A 23,568-nucleotide genomic window follows, 5' to 3' on the forward strand; every position below is an offset into this window, starting at 1 on the left:
AATGTCATATCTCACGGCGGGCGATCGTCGGGAGACCGGGAGCGAGAGAACGGACCGCCGCCATGAAGCCTGGGGAGGATCCGCCGGATCGGCGATTCGCGCGGGTGCTCATGGACTACGACGACACGCGCCGCAGGTTCAGCGAGACGACGGTCCCGTTGCTCTGCGCGACCACGGAGTCGCAGACCTTCCGCATGGGGGCGAGCGGCGCGCTCGTCGGCGGCATCGCGCTCAACGCCATCAGCGGCTCACGGCACACGGTCGAACAGCCCGACCAGCGGGGCGGGAGCGAAATCGGGGCCTACACGATGATCCACGTCCAGCTCACCGGCGAAAGCACGCTGGAGCAGGACGGCCGTGCAACCTCGGTGCGGGCCGGCGACATCACCGCGTACACCGCCGAGCGGCCGTTTCTGCTCGACCACGGCGGGGAGAGCCTCATCGTGCGCATCCCGCACCGCGCGCTGTCGGTGCCCGCGAGCACCGTGGACGACGTGGTGGCCGTGCGGTTCGAGCGGGAGCGTCCCCTCGTCGGCATCGTCCATCCGCTCGCCGTGCAGCTCGGCCGCACCGCCCACCGGCTGGAGGGCGGCGCGGGCCGGCGCCTGGTCGAGGGCGCCGTCGGGATGCTCGGCGCCGTCGTGGTGGAGACGCTGCAGGATCGCGAGAGCGGCGCAAGGGCGTCCCAGCTCGACCAGGTCATCGAGTACATCGAGGTGAACCTCTCCCGGCCCGACCTCTCGGTGGCGGAGATCGCGAGCGCCAACTTCATGTCGGTGCGCAAGCTCCACGCGCTCTTCGGGGAGCATGACAGCACCGTCGCCGCCTGGGTGCGGGCGCGGCGCCTGGAGCGCTGCCGGAGCGACCTGGCCGACTCGGAGTTCGGCGGTCTCCGGATCGCCGAGGTCGCCGCACGCTGGGGGTTCAAGGACGCGGCGCACTTCAGTCGGCTCTTCACCGGCCGGTACGCCATTTCGCCTCGCGAGTTCCGCGCCTCCGTCGCGGGAGTCGCGGCGCGCGGACGAGTGGCGGGACCGCGCGCGGACCCGCCACTCGTCGCTGTGCCGCTCTAGCCGGCTACGTCCGGCTCGACCGGCGCTTCAGCGCCTGCCCGAGCGCGAGGATGCCGCTCGTCACCAGCAGCAGGACGGCGAGCGTCGCCAGCTTCCAGGCGTTGGCGAGCGCCTCGCCGGTGGTCGCGAGCGAGCCGGCCGGAGCAGCGACCTGCGAGCTCGCCGGGGTCACACCCTCCGCGTCGACCGTCCCGGGGTCGAGCGGCGGGACCACGATGTCGGTGTCGTCGTCGGTGCAGACCGCCCCCGTCGCCCGGTCGTCCTCGCAGACGCTGTCCGCGGTGATGGACGCGGTGTTCACGATCGACGTGCCCTGCTGGACGTCGGCGCGGACGTTCGCCGAGACGACGATCTCGCGCCGCTCCCCCACAGCCAGCTCGCCGAGCTCCCAGACGAGCGTCGAGCCGGACGACGCCGCGCTCGGCGCGACCGAGGACTCCACGACGTCGAGGTGCTCCGGGAGCCGGTCGACCACGACCACGTCCGGTGCGGGGACGTCACCGACGTTGGCCGCGACGAGCACGTAGTCGAGCCGCTCGCCGGCGGTCACGATCGTCCGGCCGTCGTCCTTGGCGATCGAGACGGCGGGCTGCGTCATCGGGTCCTGCGGCGGCGGGTCGAGCGGCCCGAAGTCCTCCGCGAACGGGACCTCGAAGCCGGCCGCGAACAGGTTGGAGAGCACCGTCTTGATCTGGTCGTTCGCCGCGCGGACCCCGCTGCCGAGCGGCGAGCCGCCGCCCAGGGCGTGCGTGAACGTCTTGCGGAAGCCGAGCGTCACCGGCTGGTCGAGCGGCTTCTTCTTCGTGACGTGGAGGCTGCCGTCCGCCGAGGTGGTCGCCCCGAGGTAGTCGTCGAAGCCGGGCGTGGACGTGGCGGGGTCGACCTCCAGGGTGAAACCGCGGAGGACGTCGGCGTCGGTGAGGGTGACCCGGTCGGCGAACGTGAGGGGGCGGACGCGAAGTCCGGGGTCGCCTCGAACCGTGCGAGCAGCGCGTCGAGCTCGGCGTGGAGCGCCGGCAGGTCGACGCCGCCCACGGAGAAGTCGCCGCGCTCCAGATAGGGCAGCGGCTCCAGGAGGTTGTCCCTGGCGAACAGGTGCCAGGCCTCGATCTGCGCCGCGAGCATGACCTCCGACGCCTCGGCGGTGTTGAAGGTCAGCGGCCTGCTGCCGTCGGTGGCGATCGAGAGGCCGCGCTCCTGCGCCAGCTGGAGGCCGGCGTTGAGGACCCGCGAGATGCGGACCGCGGTCTCCGCCGGGACCACGGACGCGAGGTCAAAGTACTCGGACCCGTCCGGCACCTGGTAGTCGACGTGCAGAACGTCGATGCAGACGAGGATGCTGTCCGGCCGATAGCCCCCTGTCGCCGGGTCCACACCCAGGAAGTAGTACGGGATGCCCCAGACGGGCTGGCCGCCCGGATGCCTCAACCGCGGAGTGTGCATCCCCTCGTGGGCCTTCTCGATCCGCTCGACGTCGAGGTCGACGCGGCGGTAGGTCGCGGCGAGGAGGTTGGGGGTCGACTCCCACTGGAGGTTCGAGAACTCGCGTGGGGTGGCCTCCGCCCGGGGTGCCGACGCAGTGAGCGCGCCGAGTGCGACGCCGAGCGCGATGACGAACGCCAGGGCCGACCCGATCCGTGTACCGATCCGTTTCATGATGTTGCCTTTCGAACGAACGGGCCCGGTTTCGGCCCGCGCATCCAGGCTGGGCGACCGCAGCGACCCGGCGGCGCGCGGGTGCACGGATATCCATGTCCGGCCGCGAGACCGGCACGGATCGTCACGTCAGCGGCCGGTGAACTCGTCCATCGAGCTGTAGACGCCGAACAGCCGGCCGACGGCGTCCCAGGCGCGGGTGGGGAGGACACCCTTCAGCGTCTTCGCGAGACCGACCGACCACGGCAGCAGCAGGACCGGCTTGCCCGCGAGCATCGCCCGCCAGACCCGGTCGACCACGTAGTCCGGGGTGAGGATGGGGGTGAGCAGCGGCCCGCGGGCGCCCTCGAACATGCCGGTGTCGATGTAGCTCGGCGCGACGGTCGTCACCTTCACATGGCCGAAGCCCTGCTGCTCCAGCTCGAGGCGGAGGCTGTCGCTCCAGTTGATGACGGCGGACTTGCTCGCCGCGTAGACGCTCATGCGCGGGTTGGCCAGGGTGCCGGCGGCGGAGGCGATGTTGACGATGCGCGCCTCGCGGGCGCTCGCGATCATCCCGGGCAGGAACTCCCGCGTCGTGTACATCGGCGCCAGTGCGTTGACCTGCATGGTCGCGCGGGTGTCGTCGCCGTTGTCGTGCTCCCAGAAGAACTTGCCGCGGACGATTCCGGCGTTGTTGACGAGCACGTCCACGCCGTCGAGCTCCTTGCGAACCGACTGTGCGGCCTGGGCGATGCCGCCCAGCTCGCGGAGGTCGACGACGTACGGGTGGATGCTCGTCCCGGTGGCCGTGCCCCCGGGCGCCGAGCTCGGCGACCCGGCCGGAGCGCCCCAGGCCGTGACGGTGCGGCCCGCGAGCACCTCGGCGCGCAGGCGATCGGTGAGCCGCGTGAGGCCGGCCTCGTCGCGATCCCAGAGCACGACGTGGCGGGCGCCCTCCCGGACCGCGCGCTCCGCATAGAGGAGGCCCATGCCGGAGGCCGCGCCCGTGATCAGGACGCGTGCGCCTCGAACCGTTCTCGCCATCCGTCCATCATCTCAGGCCCCTTCGGCTCCGGCGAGGCACAGCCCGATACGCGGCCCTCGTCGCAGCGTCGAGGTGCTCGGTCGCGTAGGCGAGCATCGTGCGCGGCATCCGCCCTGCGTACTCGTCCAGGAAGCCGGTGAGCAGCGCGCGGTCGACCCGCTTGCCGGTCTCGCGCAGCATCCAGCCGACGGCCTTGTGCATGAGGTCCTCCGGGTCGTCCAGCAGTCGTGCCGCGAGTTCCAGCGTCGTGGACGCGTCGCCCGCCTTGAGGAACGCGAAGGTGGAGAGCACGGCCACTCGGCGCTCCCACAGCACGGGGCGGGCGGCGAGCTCGGCCAGCAGCCCGCGCGGGCGGTCGAGGAGGAACGCGCCGAGCACGTACTCGGCGGAGGCGTCCACGAGGTCCCAGTTGTTCACGCGCCCGTCGCGCACGGCCTGGAGGTAGAAGGCGGCCAGCCGCTCCCGCTCGGCGTCGTCGCGGGTGCGGACGCCGCTCGCCCGGGCGAAGGCGGCATTCAGGACGATGAGCCCGGCCAGCCGGTGCTCGTGGACCGGGCTGTCCAGCAGCACGCGGATCTCGGGGAGCGGCAGCCCGGCGAAGCGTTTCGCGACCGCGCGGGTCTGCGGCACGCGCACGCCGACGAAGATGTCGCCCTCGCCGTACTCGCCGGGGCCGGTCTTGAAGAAGCGCTGGAGGAAGACGGCGTCGACCGGGTCGGCCACGGCGGCCAGCGCGTCCTTGACGGCGGCGGCGGTCTGGTCCGTGGTCACGAGAGCACTCTAGGGGCTCCCGGGGACGGTGCGGGTTCGCGGGGTGCCCGGCCTTTCCCGAATGCGCCGGCACCCCGCGAGCAGCCTCCCTCGAGCTGCACCGGACGGCACGAGTGACGTTCCGGCATGTGAGAGAGCGGGCCTCCGGGAATCCATGACGCGGCGGAGGGGTGAAATCCCCGGCGAGGGGATTCGTCATGGAATCGGCGCCGGGCGCTCTCTTTGACACGGCCGTCTCCCGGCGACGCCGACCAGTCCCGACCTGGAGAGCCCGTGTCCCGTCTCGCTGCCCGCAAGGACTCCATCGACGCCCTGTCCGACAGCCAGCTCGTCGAGCGCACCCGCGACGGCGATCAGCGCGCCTACGCCGAGCTGTGGCAGCGGCACTATCGCGCGGGCGTGACCGTCGCGCGCTCGTACACGACCACGTTCGACCCGGACGACCTGGTGTCGGAGGCGTTCACGCGGATGTTCGCGGCGATCGCCGACGGCGGCGGCCCCACCAGCGGCTTCCGGCCGTACCTGTTCACGGTGATCCGGAACACCGCGGCGAGCTGGGGCCGCCGGGCGTCGCACGAGATCGCGATCGAGCATGCCGAGGAGATCGAGGACCTGCGGTTCACCGAGGCGAGCCGGCTCGCGGACCTGGACCGCTCGCTGGCGGCCACCGCCTTCCGCGCGCTGCCGCCGCGCTGGCAGGAGGTGCTCTGGTACACGGAGGTCGAGGACCTGCCGCCGCGGGAGGTCGCACCGCTGCTCGGGATGAGCGCCAACTCCGTGGCGGCGCTGGCCGTCCGGGCCCGGGAGGGGCTGCGGGCCGCCTGGATCCAGGCCCACCTGGCGACGGTCCCGGAAGGCTCGGAGCACCACTGGGCGATCGAGCACCTCGGCATCGGCCTGCGCAAGCGGCTGGCGGCGAGCGTGCAGCGGCGCCTGGATGCGCACCTGGAGGACTGCGCGGACTGCCGGGTGGTCGCGGCGGAGGCGGCGGAGGCGAACCGGCATATCGGGTTCGTGGTGCTGCCGCTGGCGGCCGGGGTCGGTGGGGCGGCGGCGTATGCGGGCCGTGCGGAAGGTGGCGAGGGGGCGTCGGCGAGCGCTGAGCCGGCGCCGAGAGCGGGATGGCGGATGTGGGGGTCGTCGACGGTCGTGGCAGGGGCGGCCGTCGTCGCAGTGACCTCGATCGTGGCTGTCTCACTCGGCGTCGCGCCGCGCGAGCCGGTGGCGACGTCGGCGGCCGACCTCGCGCGGCCTTCGGCGACGGCCGCGCCCGGAGCTCCGGATGCCGCGGTCCCCGAGGGGAGCCCAGCTCCGGCGCCCGAGCCCGTCGCCCCTCCGGCGTCGGTGGGGGATCCGGTTCCGCAACCGACGCCCGATGACTCCGCCGCGGCCGCCACCGCTGGGCAACCGACTCCCGCCGCGGTCCCTGCGCAGCCGACGTCACCGCCGACCCCGCGTCCGACTCCGATGCCGACGCCGACACCGAGCCCGACCCCGACCCCGACCCCGACCCCGACCCCGACCCCGACCCCAGCCCCCACCACCGAGCCGACCCCGACCCCGACTTCGACTCCGACTCCCGTGCCGACCGCATCTTCCCCACCGGTCGCGCACACCCCCGCACGCCCCATCCACCGGCACGGTCAGCGAACTCACAGGACGGGCAACGTCACGCCGAGAGGTGAAATCGCTCCTTAACTTGCGAACCAGTCGGGATCACCCGATCCGCGCCCGGCTGGTCCGCACCCGATGACCCGAACCCTCGGAGGACCCCGACGTGCCTGCGCCCACCTTGCACTCCGCACACGCCGCCGCGCGCCGGTCCGCCGTGCGCCGGCTCGCCGCGCTCGTCTCCGCCCTCCTCGTCTGCGCGGTCGCCCTCGTCGCGGGCACCCCGGCGCTCGGCGCGGGCGGCTCTGCGAGCCTCTCGGTGACGATCACGCCCGCCACGACTCCGATCCCGGCCGGCGCGACCGCGCAGTGGACCGTGAACTACCAGTGCTCGTCGGTCGACCCGTCGGTCACCTCCTGCGCGGACGCCGTGATCACCGTCAACGTCGCCAAGCTCTCGCCGCAGGGTCACGCGATCACCTGCACGGCCGGCGGCTCGACGGCGAACGGCGACTTCACTCCCACCTCCACCGGCTTCATCGGGTCCGGCGCCGGGAACAGCATCCCGGTCGGCGCGTCCGGTCAGCTGACCTTCGCGTGCAAGACCGCCGCCGGCACCACGCCCGACCAGTCGACGCTCGCGGCCACGGCGACGTTCAGCTCCGACTCGGCGAGCGCATCGGCGACGGCCACGGCGGCGCCGATCGTGATCACGGCGAAGCCCGTGCTGAACGTCACCAAGGTCCTGCAGGGCAACTCGGTCCTCGACGGGATCACGGCGTACCAGATCACGGGAACCTTCAACGACTCCATCACGGGCACCGGCGACTGGAACACGACCGATGCCGCGCTGGTGGACACCCTCCCCGCGGGGGCGGTCTTCGTCAGCGCCACCAACGGCGGCGTCTACGACCCGGCGACCGGCACGGTCACCTGGCAGGGCGGGTCGGCAGCCACCATCGCCGCCACCGTCGACGTGACCTATCCCGCCGGCACCTTCGGCCCGACCAGCACGGTGACCAACTCGGCGAAGCTCACGGCGACGACCGTCACCGACCCGACCACGGTGTCCTCGACCGCGAGCGTGACGCACACGTTCGCGAACGCCTCGGCCGGCTCCGGCCTCTTCACGAAGACCGTGTCCCCGAACATCGCGGCCACGAGCGCGATCTTCAAGGCAGCCAACTACAACTGGAACCTCCAGGTCAGGAACACCGGCCAGGTTCCGATCGGAGGCACGCTCTACGACTACCCGCCGTGCGACAGCGCTCCGCTGAGCAACTCGCTCCCGCAGGACTGCCGCACCCCCGGTTTCACGATCACCCAGTTCGAGAGCGTCCCGTCCGGGTCGGTCTTCACGTTCTTCCTCGCGGACGGAACGACCCGGACCGTGACGAAGACAACGGACGCGTCCGTTCCGTACATCGTTCCCGCCGGCTGGCTGATCGCGGGCTACTCGATCGCGCTGCCCCCGTACGCCGTCAGCCCGGGGACGACTCTCTACATCAACGTGGACGGCCATCTGACCGCGGGCGACGGCTACGTGCCGATGACCCAGACCAACTGCGCTCAGTGGTCGATCACGAACGCGCCGCCGACGCCGATGGCCACCGCCGGCGACAAGGACAAGTCGTGCGCCGTGGCCTACTTCAAGAACGCCGCCGCGTCGCTGGTGATCCGCAAGTCCTACGCCGGAGGGCCGAACGCCCTGCTTTCCGGTCAGGTCGCGCCGTGGAGCCTCCTCGTCTCCAACACCGGCGCTGCCGGAGACGCGCACTACCTCGACGCCCCGGTGCACATCACCGACACCCTTCCGGCGGGAGTGAGCTACGTGCCGGGCAGCGCGGTCGTGACCAGCGCCTCCGGGGCCTATGTCTACGACCCCTCCTATGCGACGGCCGGAATGACGGTGACGCAGAGCGGGCAGACCGTGACGTTCTCCTTCCCGCCCACCGCGATCCTGAACCGGCAGCAGGCCTTCACGATCCAGTTCTCCACGGTCGTGAACCCCGGCGTGGGAGCGACGACGCAGACCAACACCGCGAGCGTCTGGGACGACGCGGACCCGACCTGGGCCCCGACCCCCAGCAACGGCACGACGTCGAGCGCGTCCTTCGCGACCGGGACGTCCGCGCAGGCGGGCGCCCAGAAGGAGGTCAAGGGTCAGTTCGACAGCCGGTACCTGTTCTCGGTCCCCGGCTCGCCCGCCGTCGGCACGTCTCCGGCCGGGGGGACCTCGCAGTGGCGGCTCAACATCGGCTCGCTCGGCTCCACGCCGATCACCGACCTCGTGGTCTACGACGTGTTCCCGTATGCCGGTGACACCGGGGTGTCGGGAGGCCAGAGCGCTGTCGCCCGCGGCTCCCAGTTCCCGCCGACGCTCGCGGGCGCGCTCACGCTCCCGGCGGGGGTGACGGCGACGTACTCGCTCAGCACGAACCCGTGCCGCCCCGAGGTCTACCCGAACCAACCCGCGGGATGCGGCGCGACCTGGCTGACCGCCGCCGCGGTGACCGACTGGACGCAGGTGCGCGCCGTCCGCATCGACGCCACGGCGCTGACGTTCCAGCCGGGTCAGACGGTGGAGGTCGACTACGCGATGAACCTGCCGGCGTCGGCCATCCCCGGCCAGGTCGCCTGGAACTCGCTCGCCTACGCCGCCTCCAGCCCGAGCGGTCCGCTGCTCCCGGCCGAGCCGGTGAAGGTCGGCATCCGGGTCGCGACGCCGCCGGCCGTCGCGATCACGAAGACCGACGCCGCCGGGAACCACGCGCCGACCGCCGCCACCGTGGTGACGCTCGACGCGACGAAGACGACCGGCCTGGCGTTCACCGTGACGAACACGGGAGGCGAGCCGCTGCAGAACGTCACGGTGACCGACGCGATCATCGCCGGCTCGGCGACCGTCACCGGGTTGAGCTGCGCCTTCCCGGACGGCTCGGCCGGCACCCACTGGGCCGGTCCGCTGGCCGTCGGCGCGACCGTCCACTGCACCGCGACGCTGAGCGCGCTCGGCTTCAACGCCGTCCACGCCGACGACGCGACCGTGACCGGAACCGGCGCGTTCACCGGCGCGCCCGTCACCGCCGACGACCAGTACCACGCGCAGGCGCCCGGCGCTCCGGCGATCGTGCTGCCGCTCACCGGAGGCCTCGGCACCGACGTCATCGCCTTCGCGGCGACCGGGAGCTTCGCCGCCGCTGCGGTGCTGGCCATCTGGCAGCTCCGGCGCCGGATACGCAGGCTCCCACGCTGAACGCTGCAGACCCCCGTTCCTTCGCCCGACCACAGAACAGGAAACCCATGATCATCAGGAGAAGACTCACCGCCGCGATCGGCGTCGGTGCCCTCGCCCTGCTGGGGGCGGCGGCGTTCGCCGGCCCCGCGAGCGCGGACACGACCGGCGGCAACGCGCCGGGCGGCCCGTACACGCTGACGATCACGAAACTCCAGAATCCCCCGGCGGCGGGACCCCCGCGAACGGCACCGCGCAGACGAGCGCCCTCACGCCGATCCCCGGGGTGGTGTTCAGCGTCGCGCCGGTGAACGGCGTCGACCTGACGACGCCCGCGGGCTGGACCACGGCGGGCGGCCTGACGGTGAACGGCTCCGGCCAGGTCGTCGGCGGGGGCACCACCTACACGACCGGCGCCGCGACCGCCCTGCCGGCCACCGGCGGCTCGGGCGTCACCACCTACACGACCTCCACGCCGGCCGTGTACGAGGTCACCGAGACGAGCGCCCCGGCCGGCACCCAGCTCGGCGCGCCGTTCCTGGTGACGCTGCCGCTGCCGCAGGACGGGAACTGGCTGACGAACGTGTTCGTGTACCCGAAGAACACCGTGGAGGGCGCACCGGTCAAGGCGGTCGATGACACCGGCGCCTACGGCCTCGGCGCCTCGGTCACCTGGAGGGTGGCGTCCACCGTTCCGAACCAGGTCGCGGGGAACGGGTTCACCCGGTTCTCGCTGACCGACCCGCTGGACGCCCGGCTGACCCCGCCGGCGCCGGCGACGGTGACGGTGTCCCTGGCCTCCTCGACCGGCGCGGCGATCGCGCTGCCGGCGGCGGACTACACCGTCACCGTGTCCGGCCAGACCGTCACGGTGGACTTCACCGCCTCCGGTCTCGCCCTCCTCACGGCCAACCCGGGAGCGGTCGTCACGGCCACGATCCCGACCGTGGTCGGCGCGGTCGGCAGCGGGACGATCCAGAACGTCGCGAACCAGACGATCGCGACCCAGTCGGGCTCGACCGTCACCACGCCCTCCAACCCGGCGCAGGACACCTGGGGCGATCTGAGCCTCCGCAAGGTCGACCCGAACGGGAAGGCGCTGACCGGTGCGCAGTTCCAGGTGTTCACCTCTCGGGCCGACGCGCAGAGCCTGACGAACCCGGTCGCGGTGAACGGCGCCACCACCTTCACGTCCGACACGTCGGGCGCCTTGGCGATCGCCGGCCTCAAGGCGCAGAACGACGGCGCAGGCGCGGACCTGACCTACTACCTCGTGGAGACGCAGGCACCGGCCGGGTACGTGATCGCGCCCGCCTTCGCGCAGGCGGCGGGCGGGTATGCGCAGACGGTGGCCCCCGGCGCCGGCGCGAACCCGACCGTGACGGTCACCGACCCGCAGGCGCCGCCGATCGCGCTGCCGTTGACGGGCTCCACCGGGACGACGGTCTTCGTCGTCGGCGGCCTCGCCCTGGCCGCCCTCGCGGTCGGCGCGGCGGTCCTCGTGGTCCGTCGCCGCGCCCGTGAGGAGGGGCCGGCCGCGTGACGTCCCCGCAGCACGGGAGGGCCGCCACCGGGAGACGGTGGCGGCTCTCCGCCCTGTCGGTGGCGGTCACCGTGCTGTGCCTCCTGGGGGTGAGCGTCGCGCTCTACCCGGCGACGGCGAGCTGGTTCAGCTCCGCGCAGGAGGCCGCCCGGCTCGCGCAGTACGGCGACGCGGTGACGGCCATCGGGCCCGCCAGCCGGCTCCGGGCACTGGAGGAGGCCGCAGCGTACAACTCCGCGCTCACCGGCGGCGGCGCCGTGAAGGCGAACGAGCGCGTGCCGGTGGGCACCGCCGCCGCGTTGCCGCAGGGCTTCGACTACGACCGGCTCCTGGCCGCGAACGCCTACGGCCTGATGGGACGCATCGTCATCCCGTCCATCGGCGCGGACCTCCCGATCTATCACGGCACCGGCGACGCGACCCTCGCGGAGGGCGTCGGCCACCTCGAAGGCACGTCCCTCCCGATCGGCGGCCCGGGCACCCACGCCGTGCTCGCCGGCCATCGCGGCCTCGCCTCGGCCACGCTGTTCACGGACCTCGACCGGGTCCGCGACGGCGACACCTTCACGCTCTACGTCTTCGGCGAGACGCTCAGCTACCGGGTCTCGACCATCGCCGTCGTGGACCCGGACCAGACCAGGACGCTCGACCCGGTGGCGGGGAAGGACCTCGTCACCCTCGTCACCTGCACGCCGCTCGGGATCAACAGCCGGCGCATCCTCGTGACGGGCGAGCGCGTGACGCCGACCCCGGAGGCCGCGGTCGCGCGCGGGCATGAGGCCGCCGCCGGTCCCGGATTCCCCTGGTGGGCCGGCGGGTTCGCGGCCGCGGTGGTCGCGGGCGGCGGCTATCTCTGGTGGTCGGGCCGGTCCCGGGTGCGCCGTGGGTAGGCGGACGGCCGCCGTCGCGCGCCGTCGCCGGCCCGGCCCGGTGCGGCTCGTCATCGCGCTGCTGCTGTGCGTGGTGGCGGTCGTCGCGGGCGGCGTCGCCATGTCGGCGTATCTCGGCGGCAGCGGCAGGCCCACCGATATGCGCGGGAACCCCGTGGACCTCCCGGCGCCGTCGCGAGCCGTGCAGCAGAGGACGGACGCGGTCGCCCAGGTCGCCGGGATGACCTTGCGCGTGCCGTCCGCCGGGCTCACTGTGCCGCTCGGCGAGCTGAACGAGGTGGACGGCGTCATCGACCCGCCTGCGTTCTCCTCCGCCTACCTGGTGCGCAACTACGGCACGCAGCTCGCCCACGCCGGTCTCGGGACGGTCTTCGTCGTGATGCACTCGTGCCGCGGCGGAGCGGTGTGCCCCGGGAATTACCTGACCGACCTGACGGCCGGGACGGCGTCGGTCGCGGTGGGCGCCGACGTCTACGTGGGCGGCCTCCACTACCGGGTCACGGGCTCGGAGACGGTCTACAAGCCGGACGTCCACACCGACGCCGCTCTCTGGGCGAACGTCCCCGGACGGCTGGTGCTGCTCACGTGCCTCCAGACGCCTGCCCAGACCGCGTCGGTCGACAACCTGGTCGTCACGGCTCAGCTCGTCAGGACGCGGTGACTCCCGCAGCGCCGAAGCGCGCCACCCAGTCGGCGTAGGTGTGGTCCTCCCCGATGGGGCAGTCGCAGGAGATGAGGATCCACTCGCCGGAACGGGAGGCGAGCATGCGCTCGACGTGCGGGACGGCGATGGAGTCGGTGCGTGCGGTCATGCTGTTAGAGAGCCGCGCGCGCGCCGGCCATGACGCTGCGACGTTTTCGTGCGCGATCAGCCTCTGCAGCGCAGGTTTCCAGCGAAACTGTCAAGAAATCGCCCGGAGTTCGCGGTTAGGCTCGGATCGGAGCGCCGAAACGGCGTTCCATCGCGGTGCCGCGAGCGCGGCCGATCGTACGACGGGAGGTTCGTCATGTCTCAATTCGTCCCGCAGTTCACTGCAGGAGCCATTGTCGGGGAGCCCGAGGTCGTCGAGGACGCCCGCTCCGTCCGCGAGGTCGCGACGCATCCCGCATGGCTGCGGCTCAAGGAGGCGGCGACCGCCCTCCAGGCGCTGCAGGTCAAGGACGGCTCGGTCGAGCAGGAGTCCGACAAGCCCGCTGCCGCCGAGCTCACGTCCACGATCGTCGACGCCGTCGCCGAGCTCGCCCCGTTCTTCCCGCACGACGCCGACTACCTCGCAGCCCTGCGCCGCGACTTCGGCCGCTGGGCGGACGAGGGCTTCGGCGTGCCCGACTTCCTCGACGCCCTGAACGCGTTCCAGCCGCAGCAGCACCGCGTCGACGGGCTCGGCCACCTCGTGGTGTTCCCGATGTACACGCAGAACGGCAGCACGAACCGGTTCGTGGAGGCCGTGCTGGTCGAGGTCATCTGGCCCGAGTTCATCGCGGCGCTGGAGGCGGGCGACTACGGCAACAAGCTGTTCGTCGCGCTGCGCTTCGTGGACTTCACGCCCGGTTACGACACCAACTCGGCCGTGCTGTTCCCCGAGACGGTCGCGATGCGCGAGATCCCGTCGTTCACGTGGGGTGCGATCTTCCAGGACCGGGAGGCCGCCCGCTACCGCCGGGTGGTGCGCGCCGCCGCGGAGATCACCAAGCTCGAGCTGCCGTCGGATGCTGCCCTCATGTTGGAGGACCAGCGCCTCACGGAGGAGACCTTCGTGATGTGGGACATCATCCACGACCGCTCCCACATGCGCGGCGACCTGCCCTTCGACCCGTTCATGATCAAGCAGCGGATGCCGTTCTTCCTCTACTCGCTGGAGGAGCTGCGCTGCGACCTGACCGCGTTCCGCGAGTCGGTGCGGCTGGAGCGCGAGCTCGGCGCCCTGCCCGAGTCGGAGCTGTCGGAGCCGCAGAAGCAGATCCGCGACCACGCCAAGCTCGTGCAGTACGCGGTGATCTTCGACCGGATCTTCCGGTTCGCGATCACCGGCAGCCGGGTCCGCAACTACGACGGCCTCGGCGGGCAGCTCCTGTTCGCCTGGCTGCATCAGCACGACGTGCTGCACTGGACCGACACCCAGCTGACCATCGACTGGGACGAGGTCCCCGACGTCGTCGTGGCCCTCTCCGACCGGATCAACGACCTCTACTGGCGCTCCATCGACCGCCCGAAGGTCGCGCACTGGCTGGCCGCCTACGCGATGCTCACCGAGACCCTCACCCCCAACCCGGCCTCCAACTGGGCGCGCGGGCTTTCCGACGAGATCCTGGCGGGAGCGCCGAAGGGGTACACCGACGCGGTCCTGGACGACGAGTTCCCCCTGTCGATGTTCTACGAGGCGCTCAACAAGAAGATGGCCGCCGTCATCGAGTCCACCTCCGGCATCACCGGAACCACGGACGAGGCGTGACGGATCAGCAAGGTTCGGCGCCGGCACGGTTCTCACCCGAAGGGACCGCGCCGGCGTCGGCGACCGGCGTCGCCGGGCGGCTCGTGCTGATCGCCGGCGCGACCAGCGCGTCCGGCGAGGCAGTGGCGCGCGCGCTCACGGCCGCCGGGGCGACAGTGCTCGCGGTCGGCACCCGGCAGGAGGCGCTGGACGCACTGGCGGAGGCCGTCCCCGGCGTCGACACCCGGGCCTGCGACCTGGCCGACCGCGACGCGGTGGCCGAGCTGGCGATGCGCATCCACCTCAAGTTCGGCCGGGTCGACGGCCTGGTGCACCTGGTCGGCGGCTGGCGCGGCGGTGGCGGCATCGCCGGGCAGAGCGACGAGGACTGGGACTTCCTGGACCGCGGCTTCCGGACCCTGCGGAACACCACGCGCGTCTTCTACGACGATCTGGTGGCCTCCCCGCCGGCCGGCTGGCCGTCGTGTCCTCCACGGCGGTCGACAAGCCGTACGCGGGCGGCGCGAACTACGCCGCGGCCAAGGCTGCGGCCGACGCGTGGACGCGCGCGGTCGCGCAGGGCCTCGGCAAAGAGGCGCCGCAGTCGGCCGCCGTCGTGTTCGTCGTCAAAACCCTCGCCGGCCTCGAGGCGCAACTCGCCGACGACGTCGTCGCCCTCTGGGCGACCGACGCCCCCACCCTCAACGGCACCCGCATCGCGCTCGACATTCGTGCCGAATAGTGACTTTCGCGCAGCGAAAGGCGACATTCGGCACGAATGTGGGGCTATCTAGGATGGAACAGTGACGCTACAACTCCATGACCTCAACCTGCGCGGCTTCGCGTCGGACAACTACGCGGGTGTGCATCCCGAGATCCTCGACGCGATCGCCGCCGCCAACAACGGGCACCAGATCTCCTACGGCGAGGATGTCTACACCGAGCGCCTGCACGAGGTGTTCGCGCAGCACTTCGGCGAGGGCGTCCAGGTGTTCCCGGTGTTCAACGGCACCGGCGCGAACGTCGTCGGGCTGCAGTCGATGGTGCCGCGCTGGGGCGCGGTCATCTGCGCCAAGACCGCGCACATCAACACCGACGAGGCCGGCGCGCCCGAGAAGGTCGGCGGCCTCAAGCTGCTGACGGTCGAGACCCCGGACGGCAAGCTGACCCCCGAGCTCATCGACCGGGAGGCCTGGGGCTGGGGCGACGAGCACCGCGCGCAGCCGCTCGCCGTCTCCATCACGCAGACCACCGAGCTCGGCACCGCGTACAGCGTCGAGGAGATCCGCGCCATCGCGGACCACGTGCACGCGCGCGGCATGAAGCTGCACATGGACGGCGCCCGCATCTCCAACGCCGCCGCCACCCTCGGCGTGCCGCTCAAGGAGTTCACCACCGACGCCGGCGTGGACGTGCTCAGCTTCGGCGGCACCAAGAACGGGATGCTGTACGGCGAGGCCGTCGTCGTCCTCAACCCGGCCGCCTCCGAGGGACTGCTCTACCTGCGCAAGCTCAACATGCAGCTGGCGTCCAAGATGCGGTTCATCTCGGCGCAGCTCATCGCGCTGCTGCACGACGACCTCTACCTGCGTTCGGCGTCGCACGCCAACGCGATGGCGTCCCGGCTGCGCGGCGCACTGGAGGCGGGGATCGCAGACGGCAGCATCCAGGGCGTCGGGTTCAGCCAGGCCACCGAGGCGAACGGCGTCTTCGCCACGCTTCCGGCCGGCGTCGCGGACCGGCTGCGGCAGCACTTCCGGTTCTACGACTGGGATGCGGCCCGCCACGAGGTGCGCTGGATGTGCTCGTTCGACACCACGGAGCAGGACATCGACGACTTCGTCGCCGCCCTGGTCGCCGAACTGGCGGCCTGACCGGCCCCACCCCCTCACTGGGGACAGATCGGGGTACAAAGATGTCCTCCATTTGACGGACACATTTGGTAGTCTCTAAGAGTCGACGGAGGAACCCGAATAATCCTCCGGCGATAACCCCGAAACGCATGCCGGGCTGTGTGGAGTAACCCTAGTATCCACACCGCCCGGCATCGTGGGTTGACGGTGTCGTATCAGCCGAACCTCCCCGAGCGTCAGGTCACGGGGACCGGCACACCGCCGCGCCAGGCCACTCGGACGACGTGGAGACCGCGATAGACGGTCGCGTCATCCCAGGAGTGGAACAGCATCCAGTCCGCGCCCTTGAAGGTCACCAGGTCGGCGCCGCCGGGACCGAGGTAGCGGCCTCCGCTGCCGGTGGTCGACAGGATCGGGCCCTCGTGCTTCGTGTACGGGCCGAGGAGGCTCGCCGCGGTGGCCGCGCCGGTCGCGTACGCGTCGCCGCCGTAGTCGTTGGCCGAGTAGAGCAGCACGTAGGTCCCGGCGTGCTTCACGATCACGGGCGCTTCGACCAGGTGCCCCTCCCACGTCTCGGTCTGCTTGATGAGCCGGGTCGCCTCGCCGACCAGCGCCGTGCCGTCGGCGGAGAGCCGCTGCACGTGGATCCAGGTGTCGAGTCCGCAGCAGTTGCCGTCGTTCTTCCATACCAGGAACCGGGTGCCGTCGTCCTCCGTGAACACGCTCGCGTCGATCGCGCCGCCCTCGTCGACCGGGCAGACCAGCGGGGTGGCGGACGGCGACGTGAACGGACCGGCCGGGTCGGTCGCGAACGCGGCGCCGACGCACTGCCGTCCGCTGGCCGTGTCCGTCGCGGTGAAGTACAGCGCGTAGCGCCCGCCGGGCAGCGCGGCCGGCCCGGGAGCCCAGGTCTTGCCGGGCGTCGCCCAGGACGGCAGCTCCGGGAGGGCGTCCGCGTCGCTCAGCGTCCAGTGCCGCAGGTCGGTGCTGGAGGCGAGCTGCACGTTCTTCCCCGGTGCGTTCGTCGCGTACGCGTAGACCCGGTCGCCGACCACGAGCGCGCCGGGGTCGGGGAAGTCGCGGTCGAGCTGGAACGCGGCGGTCGTGGGCGTCGGGCTCGGAGCGGCGCCGCCCGCCGCGCATCCCGTCAGCGCCCCGAGCGCGAACGCGGCGGCGAGCGCCGAGGCCGCCGCCGCGCCGGTGCGCCTTCGACTCACCCCTTGACCCCGCTGGTCGCGACGCTCTCCACGATCTGCTTCTGCGCGAAGAAGAACAGGATGAGCACCGGGACCGACGCCACCACCGCGCCCGCCATCACGATGGCGAAGTGCGTGGAGTAGGCGCCCTGCAGCTGCGAGAGCCCGGGCTGCAGTGTCAGGTTCTCGGGACTCAGCAGCACGTACACCGGCCAGAGGAAGTCGTTCCAGTTGGCCAGGAAGCTCAGCACCGCGAGCGTCGCCAGGGCCGGCCGCGCCAGCGGGATCACGATCTGCAGGAAGATGCGGAGGTCCCCTGCGCCGTCGATGCGCGCGGCCTCCTCGATCTCCTGGGGCAGCCCGACGAAGAACTGCCGCAGGAAGAACACTCCGAACGCGCTGGCCGCCCCCGGGATGGTGATCGCCCAGATGGAGTCGAGCCAGCCCAGGTTCTGCACGATGAGGTAGTTCGGGATGAGGAAGATGACCGGCGGCACCAGGAGGGTCGCCACGATCAGCCCGAAGACGATGCGCTTGCCCACGAACTCCAGGCGCGCCAGCGCGTACGCGGCGAGGGAGGCGGTGACCAGGATGATCACCGACTGGAGCGCCGCGGCGGCCAGGCTGTTGAGGAACCAGCGGAACACCGGCTGCTGCCCGTTCGCGATGGTCGCGTAGGCGTCGAACGAGAACGGGTTCGGCAGCGCCGCGTACGGGTTGCGGATGGCGTCGCCGTCCGTCTTGAACGACGTCAGCAGGATCCACACCAGCGGCAGGATCACGATGAGGGCGAGCACGATCAGGGCCGCGTAGAGCACGCTCTTGCGGAGCGCCTGCTGCGGGGTCTGCTTGCGCCGCGCCGGGATGCGCCGCGGCTGCTCCGGCGCGTCCGCGCCGGGCTCACCGGGCCGGGAGGTGACGGTCGTCATGAGGCGCTCTTCTCTGCCCGCTCCCGCTGGAGGCGGAAGTTGACGATGCTGATGATGGCGAGGAACGCGAACAGCACGTAGCTCATGGCCGACGCAGCCGCCATGTTGTTCTGCGACAGGCCCTGGTCGGCGATGTACATGATCGCCGTGCGGGTCGTGTTGCCGGGGCCGCCCTTGGTGAGCAGGAACGACTGGCCGAACATGTTCGCGCTGGCGAGGATCGTGATGGTAACCACGAACGTCATCACCTGGCGGAGGCCGGGGAGCGTGACGCTGACGAACTGCCGGAACGCCCCGGCCCCGTCGAGCGCGGCGGCCTCGTAGAGGTCGGCGCTGATCCCCTTGAGCCCGGCCAGGATGATGACGGTGTTGAAGCCCATCGTCCACCAGACGGTGACGCCGACCAGGGTGATCCAGGCCCACGGCACATCGACCGTCCAGGGGAGGTTGTCGGGCAGCCCGATCATCCCGAGCACGTGGTTGACGATGCCCGACTGCGTGTCGAGCAGGTACTTCCAGATCACGCCGATGACGGCGACGCCCAGCACGTACGGGGCGAAGAAGGTCGCGCGGAAGAACGAGCCCGCGCGGATGCGCTGGTTCAGCAGCACGGCGACCAGCAGCGGCACCAGGAGGAGGAACGGCACGCTCGCGACCGTGAAGATCCCCGTGGCGAGCATGGACTGCCAGAAGTCGCCGGAGGTCGTGCTGCCCGGCGTGAACAGCTCGATGTAGTTCTTGAGCCCGACGAACGACTGCGTCGCGCGGAACGGGCTCCAGTTGGTGAGGCTGATCCACAGGCCGAAGACGGCGGGCGCCAGCACGAACACCAGGAACAGCACCAGGAACGGCGCGAGGAAGAGGTAGGCGACGCCCGTGCGACGACGGCCGCCCGGCCTCCTGGCCGCAGCGCGTGCGGACCGGGTCGACCGGGCGGACCGCGCCGAGCCGCGCGGGCGGGGCGCCCCGGTCTCCCGGGGCGCCACCAGCGAGTCGGTGTCAGTTGCCATACGTGTCTTTGTTCTGCTTGATCAGCGCGTTCGCCTTGGCGACGGCGTCGTCCAGCGCCTGCTTCGGGCTCTTCTTGCCGGTGACCGCCTCGTTCACCGCGGTGGTGATCGTGGCCTCCACGCTGGTGATGCCGGGCGCCGTGGCCTCGTAGTGGGCGTAGGGCAGCTCGTCCAGGAACGGCTTCAGGGCCGGGTAGTCCTTGACCAGCTTCGGGTCGTCGCGCACCGAGTTCTTGGCGGGCAGCTCACCGGTCTTGGGCCAGTCGGCCGAGTTGTCGTTCATCCACTTCACGAACGTCGCGGCCGCCGCGGTCTTGTTCTTGTCCTGCCCCTTGTTGTTCATGAACATCCAGTGGGTGGAGCTCGACCAGACGGCCTTCTGGGTGCCGATCTGCGGCACCGCCACGGCCTGCCAGTTCAGCTTGCCGAATGCGGTGTTGGTGGTCTGCCAGACGCCGTTCCAGTTGAACGCGGTCTTGCCGGCGATCAGGGCGTTGATGTTGCCGTCCTGGGCGACGTTCGCCGGGCTGTAGCCGTTCTTGATGAGGTCGGTCATCCAGGTCAGCGCCTTGACGCCGGCGTCGGAGTTGAAGGTCGCCTTGGTGACCGGCTTGTCGAACAGGTCGCCGCCGTACTGCCAGAGCAGGCTCTCGAACTCGAACGTTCCGGTGAACACGTAGCCGTCCACCCACTCGCCCTGCACGCCCGCCGTCTTGAGCTTGGCGAGGGCCGCCTCGTACGAGGTCTTGTCGGCCGGGATCGAGCTCGGGTCGACGCCGGCCTTCTGGAGGACGTCCTTGTTCACGTAGAGGCCGAGCGGCGTCACGCTCCACGGCACCGCGTACTGGGCGCCGTTGTACTTGCCGGCGTCCATCAGACCGGCCGGGAAGTCGCTCGCCGAGTAGCCGAGCGACTTGACGATCGAGTCGGCCTTCAGCACGAGCCCCTGGGCCGCGTAGGTGGCGATGTCGTCGCCGTGGCCGACCGCGACGTCGGGACCCTTGCCGGCCTTGACCGCGAGCGGCATCTTCTGGCCGATGTCCGACCACTGCATCGGGACGTCCTTGACGACGATGTTCTTGTGCTCGGAGTTGAACTTGTCGATCAGCTTCGGGACGAGGACAGGGGCGGCGCCGCCGGTCCAGCCGTTCCAGAAGCTGATGGTCACCTTCGGGCCGGTGTAGTCGCCCGAGGAGACCTCGGAGCCTCCCGAACCCGAGTTGCTGCCGCACGCCGTCAGCGCGAGGCCGAGGCCCACCGTGACGGCGGCTGCGACCGCGCGCACCGCGAATCGCTTCTTCATGTGATCTCTCCCTTGAGTGCTCCCCGCAGCCGCTGAGACGCGGCGGTCTGCCCGAGGAGGGGCCGATGGTGTCCCTGCATGTTTACAGCGCTAGATATTTGCTGTCAAGCGGTGGCGGTTTTCCTCCGACGGTACACTCGTGCTCACCAGTGCCACGCCAGACAGGAGCCGACATGGCCGTTCGCTTGCAGGATGTCGCGGAATACGCGGGCGTCTCGATGAAGACCGTGTCCAATGTCGTGCGCGACTATCCGCACGTCAGCGCCAAGATGCGCGAGCGCGTCCAGAAGGCCATCGACGAGCTCGGCTACCGGCCGAACGTCATGGGCCGCCGCCTCGCGACCGGGCGCACAGGGCTGCTCGCGCTGGCCTTCGCCGACGTGCGGATCCCGTACTTCGCCGAGCTCGCCCGGGTCATCGCCGACGCGGCGGAGGAGCGCGGCTACCGTGTGCTGCTGGAGCAGACCGAGGGGACCCTGGACGGCGAGCGCGCGGTCGTCTCGGCGAGCGAGTCGGGCCTGGTCGACGGGATGCTGTTCCAGCCGAGCCTGATGAACTCGACCGAGCTGGCCCAGAACCGCGCGGACATCCCGCTCGTGGTGCTGGGCGAGAACGCGGCGCCGCTGACCGTCGACCAGCTCATGGTGGACAACGTCGCGGCGGCGCGCACGGCGACGGCGCACGTGATCGCGCACGGCCGGCGCCGGATCGGCTTCGTCGGCCACGAGGCCGGCGGCCTGACCCGGACCTCCACGCTCCGCATCGCGGGCTACCAGCAGGCGCTCGAGGAGGCCGGGATCACGCCCGACCCGAGCCTGCTGATCTCGACCACGGCCATCAGCGCGTCGAGCGCGGTCACGGCCGTGGGGGCGGCGCTCGACGCCGGGCTGACGTTCGACGGGCTGGTCTGCCGCGACGACCTCGCCGCGATCGGCGCGCTGCGCGCCCTCCAGGAGCGGGGCGTCCGGGTGCCGGAGGACGTGGTGGTGACCGGCTGGGACGACATCCCGATGACGCAGGTCACGTACCCGTCGCTGACCTCCATCGCCCCGGACATGCGGGCGCTTGCCTCCCGCGCGCTGGACATGCTGCTGGAGCGCGTCGGCGGGTACGAGGGCATGGGGCGGCACGAACTGGTGCCGTACACCCTCGTGACGCGGGAGAGCGCTCCCGAGGTTTTCTGACTTTACAGCGCTGGATAGTTGCGTCATGCTTGGGGCGTGCTCGACTCCATCTCCACCAGACACCGCTCGTCCGGCCCCGCCCTGCGCGCCAGCGACCAGGACGGCAGCCACCCGCGTCCCCAGCTGATCCGCCCCGCCTGGCTCGACCTCGGCGGCGCCTGGACCTTCGCCTTCGACGACGACGACCGCGGCCACGCCGAGCACTGGGAGCGCCACGGCGAACTGCCCGGACGCATCATGGTGCCGTACCCGGCGGAGTCGCCGGCGTCGGGGGTCGGCGACACCGGCTTCCACCCGGTCGTCTGGTACGCGCGCCGCATCGCGGTGGACGACCTCCCCGAGGGTGAGCGCACCCTCCTGCACTTCGGCGCCGTCGACTACCGGTGCGAGGTCTGGGTCGACGGCCGGCTGGCCGGGCGCCACGAGGGCGGCCAGACCCCGTTCACGTTCGACATCACCGACCTGATCGAGGGCGACGGGCTGACGATCACCGTCCGCGCCGAGGACGACCCGTTCGACGTCTCCCAGCCGCGCGGCAAGCAGGACTGGCGCGAGCGCCCGCACTCCATCTGGTACCACCGGACCACCGGGATCTGGCAGCCGGTCTGGCTGGAGGGCGTCCCCGCCCTCCACGTGACGCAGGCGCACTGGAGCAGCGACATCCATCGCGGCATCGTGACCGCCGACCTCCGCTTCGCCCAGCGCCTCCCCGAGGGATCGCGCGTGCGGCTGGAGCTGGCGCACGGCGAGCAGTCGCTGGCGTCGGTGGAGGCCGTCGTCTCCGGCACGCGCGCCGAGCTGGTCGTCCCTGTCGCCCGCCAGCAGAACGGCCAGGCCTACGAGGAGCTGCTGTGGTCGCCGCAGCGCCCGACGCTGATCGACGCCACCGTGACGGTGACGCCTGCCGGCGCGACCGGCGACGTCGTGCACTCCTATCTGGGCCTGCGCTCGATCGCGGTCGAGAACGGGCAATACCTGCTCAACGACCGTCCGCTGTATCTGCGGTCGGTGCTCAATCAGGGTTACTGGCCGCAGTCGCACTCGGCCGCGCCCGACTCGGAGGGGCTGCGCCGCGAGGCCGAGCTGATCCTCGAGCTCGGCTTCAACGCGGCCCGGCTCCACCAGAAGTACGAGGACCCGCGCTTCCTGTACTGGGCCGACCGGCTCGGCCTCCTGATCTGGGCGGAGGCCCCCGCCGCGTACGCGTTCGACGCCGACGCGGTCGAGCGGACGATGGCCGAGTGGATCGCCATCCTCGACCGCGACAGGTCGCACCCGTCGATCGTGACCTGGGTGCCGCTCAACGAGAGCTGGGGCGTGCAGCACCTCGCGCACGACCAGCGGATGGTCGCCTACGCCAAGGCGCTCGTGCACACCACCAAGACGCTCGACCCGACCCGTCCGGTGGTGTCCAACGACGGCTGGGAGCACGTGGAGTCGGACATCCTGAGCATCCACGACTATGACGCCGACCCCGACGCCGTGCGCGAGCGCTACCGCTCGCGGGACCACATCCTCGGCTCGTCGCACACCTTCCCGGGGCGGCGGCTCGTGGTGGACGGCGCGCAGCGGCTGGACGTGCCGATCATGCTCACCGAGTTCGGCGGCATCTCGTACATCGAGCGGCCGAGCGAGGACGCCTGGGGATACTCGTCCGCGGCGACCGCCGATCAGTTCGCCGACCGGCTCGACGCGCTGTTCGACGCCGTGCGCGCGAGCGCCGGTCTCGCCGGCTTCTGCTACACCCAGCTCGCCGACACCGGCCAGGAGACCAACGGCCTCGTGTTCGAGGACCGGCGGCCGAAGGTCCCGCTCGCGCGCATCCGCCGGGCGGTGACCGGGCTGGAGGCCTGAA

Annotated in this window: 19 protein-coding genes and 1 pseudogene; 11 read left to right on the forward strand and 9 right to left on the reverse strand. The window is 71.4% G+C overall.

Annotated elements, in window-relative coordinates; translation table 11 throughout:
* Positions 1-62 precede the first annotated feature (62 nt).
* Positions 63-1,073: a helix-turn-helix domain-containing protein gene (locus tag ACQ86L_RS10770; protein ID WP_434315384.1), complete on the forward strand. Its 1,011-nt coding sequence runs from the start codon at positions 63-65 to the stop codon at positions 1,071-1,073.
* A 4-nt stretch (positions 1,074-1,077) separates the two neighbouring features.
* Here ACQ86L_RS10770 and ACQ86L_RS10775 read toward each other — a convergent pair whose 3' ends face one another.
* The 4 genes from ACQ86L_RS10775 to ACQ86L_RS10790 form a co-directional block, all read right to left on the reverse strand.
* On the reverse strand, positions 1,078-1,851 hold the full coding sequence (locus tag ACQ86L_RS10775; RefSeq protein WP_434315385.1) for a hypothetical protein: 774 nt from the start codon (positions 1,849-1,851) through the stop codon (positions 1,078-1,080).
* A complete protein-coding gene (locus tag ACQ86L_RS10780) occupies positions 1,848-2,729 on the reverse strand; it encodes a hypothetical protein (RefSeq protein WP_434315386.1) in 882 nt (293 codons plus the stop codon). The genes ACQ86L_RS10775 and ACQ86L_RS10780 overlap by 4 nt, the downstream gene beginning before the upstream one ends.
* Positions 2,730-2,858: 129 nt before the next feature.
* Positions 2,859-3,755, reverse strand: a complete 897-nt coding sequence (locus ACQ86L_RS10785; RefSeq protein ID WP_434315387.1) for an SDR family NAD(P)-dependent oxidoreductase — start codon at positions 3,753-3,755, stop codon at positions 2,859-2,861.
* A 7-nt stretch (positions 3,756-3,762) separates the two neighbouring features.
* The gene (locus ACQ86L_RS10790; protein WP_434315388.1) at positions 3,763-4,527 is read right to left on the reverse strand and encodes a DNA alkylation repair protein; all 765 of its coding nucleotides are present in this window, start codon (positions 4,525-4,527) and stop codon (positions 3,763-3,765) included.
* Positions 4,528-4,800: 273 nt separating this feature from the next.
* Between ACQ86L_RS10790 and ACQ86L_RS10795 the strand changes: the two genes are divergently transcribed.
* The 5 genes from ACQ86L_RS10795 (at position 4,801) to ACQ86L_RS10815 (ending at position 12,467) form a co-directional block, all read left to right on the forward strand.
* Positions 4,801-6,225: a sigma-70 family RNA polymerase sigma factor gene (locus ACQ86L_RS10795; RefSeq protein ID WP_434315389.1), complete on the forward strand. Its 1,425-nt coding sequence runs from the start codon at positions 4,801-4,803 to the stop codon at positions 6,223-6,225.
* A gap of 79 nt (positions 6,226-6,304) precedes the next feature.
* Positions 6,305-9,394 (forward strand): hypothetical protein, encoded by a 3,090-nt coding sequence (locus ACQ86L_RS10800; protein WP_434315390.1) that lies wholly within the window; start codon positions 6,305-6,307, stop codon positions 9,392-9,394.
* Positions 9,339-10,916 carry a SpaH/EbpB family LPXTG-anchored major pilin gene (locus ACQ86L_RS10805; protein WP_434318882.1) on the forward strand — a complete coding sequence of 526 codons (1,578 nt, stop codon included), beginning with the start codon at positions 9,339-9,341 and terminating at the stop codon, positions 10,914-10,916. The genes ACQ86L_RS10800 and ACQ86L_RS10805 overlap by 56 nt, the downstream gene beginning before the upstream one ends.
* Complete coding sequence (locus ACQ86L_RS10810; RefSeq protein WP_434315391.1) at positions 10,913-11,806, forward strand: class C sortase; 894 nt, start codon at positions 10,913-10,915, stop codon at positions 11,804-11,806. Before ACQ86L_RS10805 ends, ACQ86L_RS10810 begins: the two co-directional genes overlap by 4 nt.
* Entirely contained in the window at positions 11,799-12,467 is a 669-nt protein-coding gene (locus tag ACQ86L_RS10815; protein ID WP_434315392.1) for a class F sortase, read from the forward strand. The genes ACQ86L_RS10810 and ACQ86L_RS10815 overlap by 8 nt, the downstream gene beginning before the upstream one ends.
* Here the strand turns inward: ACQ86L_RS10815 and ACQ86L_RS10820 are convergent.
* Positions 12,454-12,618, reverse strand: coding sequence for a hypothetical protein (locus tag ACQ86L_RS10820; RefSeq protein WP_434315393.1), 165 nt, complete (start codon positions 12,616-12,618; stop codon positions 12,454-12,456). The two genes, ACQ86L_RS10815 and ACQ86L_RS10820, sit on opposite strands and share 14 nt — an antisense overlap.
* Before the next feature lie 195 nt (positions 12,619-12,813).
* Here ACQ86L_RS10820 and ACQ86L_RS10825 point away from each other — a divergent pair, with 195 nt between their 5' ends.
* From ACQ86L_RS10825 to ACQ86L_RS10835, 3 genes and pseudogenes are all read left to right on the forward strand, one after another.
* Positions 12,814-14,259: a DUF6421 family protein gene (locus ACQ86L_RS10825; protein WP_434315394.1), complete on the forward strand. Its 1,446-nt coding sequence runs from the start codon at positions 12,814-12,816 to the stop codon at positions 14,257-14,259.
* A gap of 83 nt (positions 14,260-14,342) precedes the next feature.
* A pseudogene (locus ACQ86L_RS10830) lies at positions 14,343-14,980 on the forward strand (SDR family NAD(P)-dependent oxidoreductase).
* 61 nt (positions 14,981-15,041) lie between these two features.
* Entirely contained in the window at positions 15,042-16,112 is a 1,071-nt protein-coding gene (locus ACQ86L_RS10835; RefSeq protein ID WP_434315395.1) for a threonine aldolase family protein, read from the forward strand.
* A 215-nt stretch (positions 16,113-16,327) separates the two neighbouring features.
* On the opposite strand, the gene ACQ86L_RS10840 is transcribed toward ACQ86L_RS10835, so the two are convergent.
* From ACQ86L_RS10840 to ACQ86L_RS10855, 4 genes are read right to left on the reverse strand one after another with little or no spacing between them, the layout of a single operon-like run.
* Entirely contained in the window at positions 16,328-17,308 is a 981-nt protein-coding gene (locus ACQ86L_RS10840; RefSeq protein ID WP_434315396.1) for a glycoside hydrolase family 43 protein, read from the reverse strand.
* Positions 17,305-18,216 (reverse strand): carbohydrate ABC transporter permease, encoded by a 912-nt coding sequence (locus ACQ86L_RS10845; RefSeq protein ID WP_434315397.1) that lies wholly within the window; start codon positions 18,214-18,216, stop codon positions 17,305-17,307. The genes ACQ86L_RS10840 and ACQ86L_RS10845 overlap by 4 nt, the downstream gene beginning before the upstream one ends.
* Positions 18,213-19,226 (reverse strand): carbohydrate ABC transporter permease, encoded by a 1,014-nt coding sequence (locus ACQ86L_RS10850; protein ID WP_434315398.1) that lies wholly within the window; start codon positions 19,224-19,226, stop codon positions 18,213-18,215. The genes ACQ86L_RS10845 and ACQ86L_RS10850 overlap by 4 nt, the downstream gene beginning before the upstream one ends.
* Positions 19,216-20,529 carry an ABC transporter substrate-binding protein gene (locus tag ACQ86L_RS10855; protein WP_434315399.1) on the reverse strand — a complete coding sequence of 438 codons (1,314 nt, stop codon included), beginning with the start codon at positions 20,527-20,529 and terminating at the stop codon, positions 19,216-19,218. The genes ACQ86L_RS10850 and ACQ86L_RS10855 overlap by 11 nt, the downstream gene beginning before the upstream one ends.
* A 173-nt stretch (positions 20,530-20,702) precedes the next feature.
* Here ACQ86L_RS10855 and ACQ86L_RS10860 point away from each other — a divergent pair, with 173 nt between their 5' ends.
* Both ACQ86L_RS10860 and ACQ86L_RS10865 read left to right on the forward strand, forming a co-directional pair.
* A complete protein-coding gene (locus ACQ86L_RS10860; RefSeq protein WP_434315400.1) occupies positions 20,703-21,713 on the forward strand; it encodes a LacI family DNA-binding transcriptional regulator in 1,011 nt (336 codons plus the stop codon).
* 36 nt (positions 21,714-21,749) lie between these two features.
* On the forward strand, positions 21,750-23,567 hold the full coding sequence (locus tag ACQ86L_RS10865; protein ID WP_434315401.1) for a glycoside hydrolase family 2 protein: 1,818 nt from the start codon (positions 21,750-21,752) through the stop codon (positions 23,565-23,567).
* Position 23,568: the final 1 nt, after the last annotated feature.

It is taken from the genome of Leifsonia sp. P73 (assembly GCF_051059105.1).
Classification (GTDB): domain Bacteria; phylum Actinomycetota; class Actinomycetes; order Actinomycetales; family Microbacteriaceae; genus Leifsonia.

What these genes read in the sequence shown, in the direction of transcription:
- ACQ86L_RS10860 (WP_434315400.1), top strand. Translation starts at nt 20,703, where the DNA reads ATGGCCGTTCGCTTGCAGGATGTCGCGGAATACGCGGGCGTCTCGATG.
- ACQ86L_RS10850 (WP_434315398.1), bottom strand. Translation starts at nt 19,226, where the DNA reads ATGGCAACTGACACCGACTCGCTGGTGGCGCCCCGGGAGACCGGGGCG.
- ACQ86L_RS10855 (WP_434315399.1), bottom strand. Translation starts at nt 20,529, where the DNA reads ATGAAGAAGCGATTCGCGGTGCGCGCGGTCGCAGCCGCCGTCACGGTG.
- ACQ86L_RS10820 (WP_434315393.1), bottom strand. Translation starts at nt 12,618, where the DNA reads ATGACCGCACGCACCGACTCCATCGCCGTCCCGCACGTCGAGCGCATG.
- ACQ86L_RS10845 (WP_434315397.1), bottom strand. Translation starts at nt 18,216, where the DNA reads ATGACGACCGTCACCTCCCGGCCCGGTGAGCCCGGCGCGGACGCGCCG.
- ACQ86L_RS10825 (WP_434315394.1), top strand. Translation starts at nt 12,814, where the DNA reads ATGTCTCAATTCGTCCCGCAGTTCACTGCAGGAGCCATTGTCGGGGAG.
- ACQ86L_RS10770 (WP_434315384.1), top strand. Translation starts at nt 63, where the DNA reads ATGAAGCCTGGGGAGGATCCGCCGGATCGGCGATTCGCGCGGGTGCTC.
- ACQ86L_RS10785 (WP_434315387.1), bottom strand. Translation starts at nt 3,755, where the DNA reads ATGGCGAGAACGGTTCGAGGCGCACGCGTCCTGATCACGGGCGCGGCC.
- ACQ86L_RS10780 (WP_434315386.1), bottom strand. Translation starts at nt 2,729, where the DNA reads ATGAAACGGATCGGTACACGGATCGGGTCGGCCCTGGCGTTCGTCATC.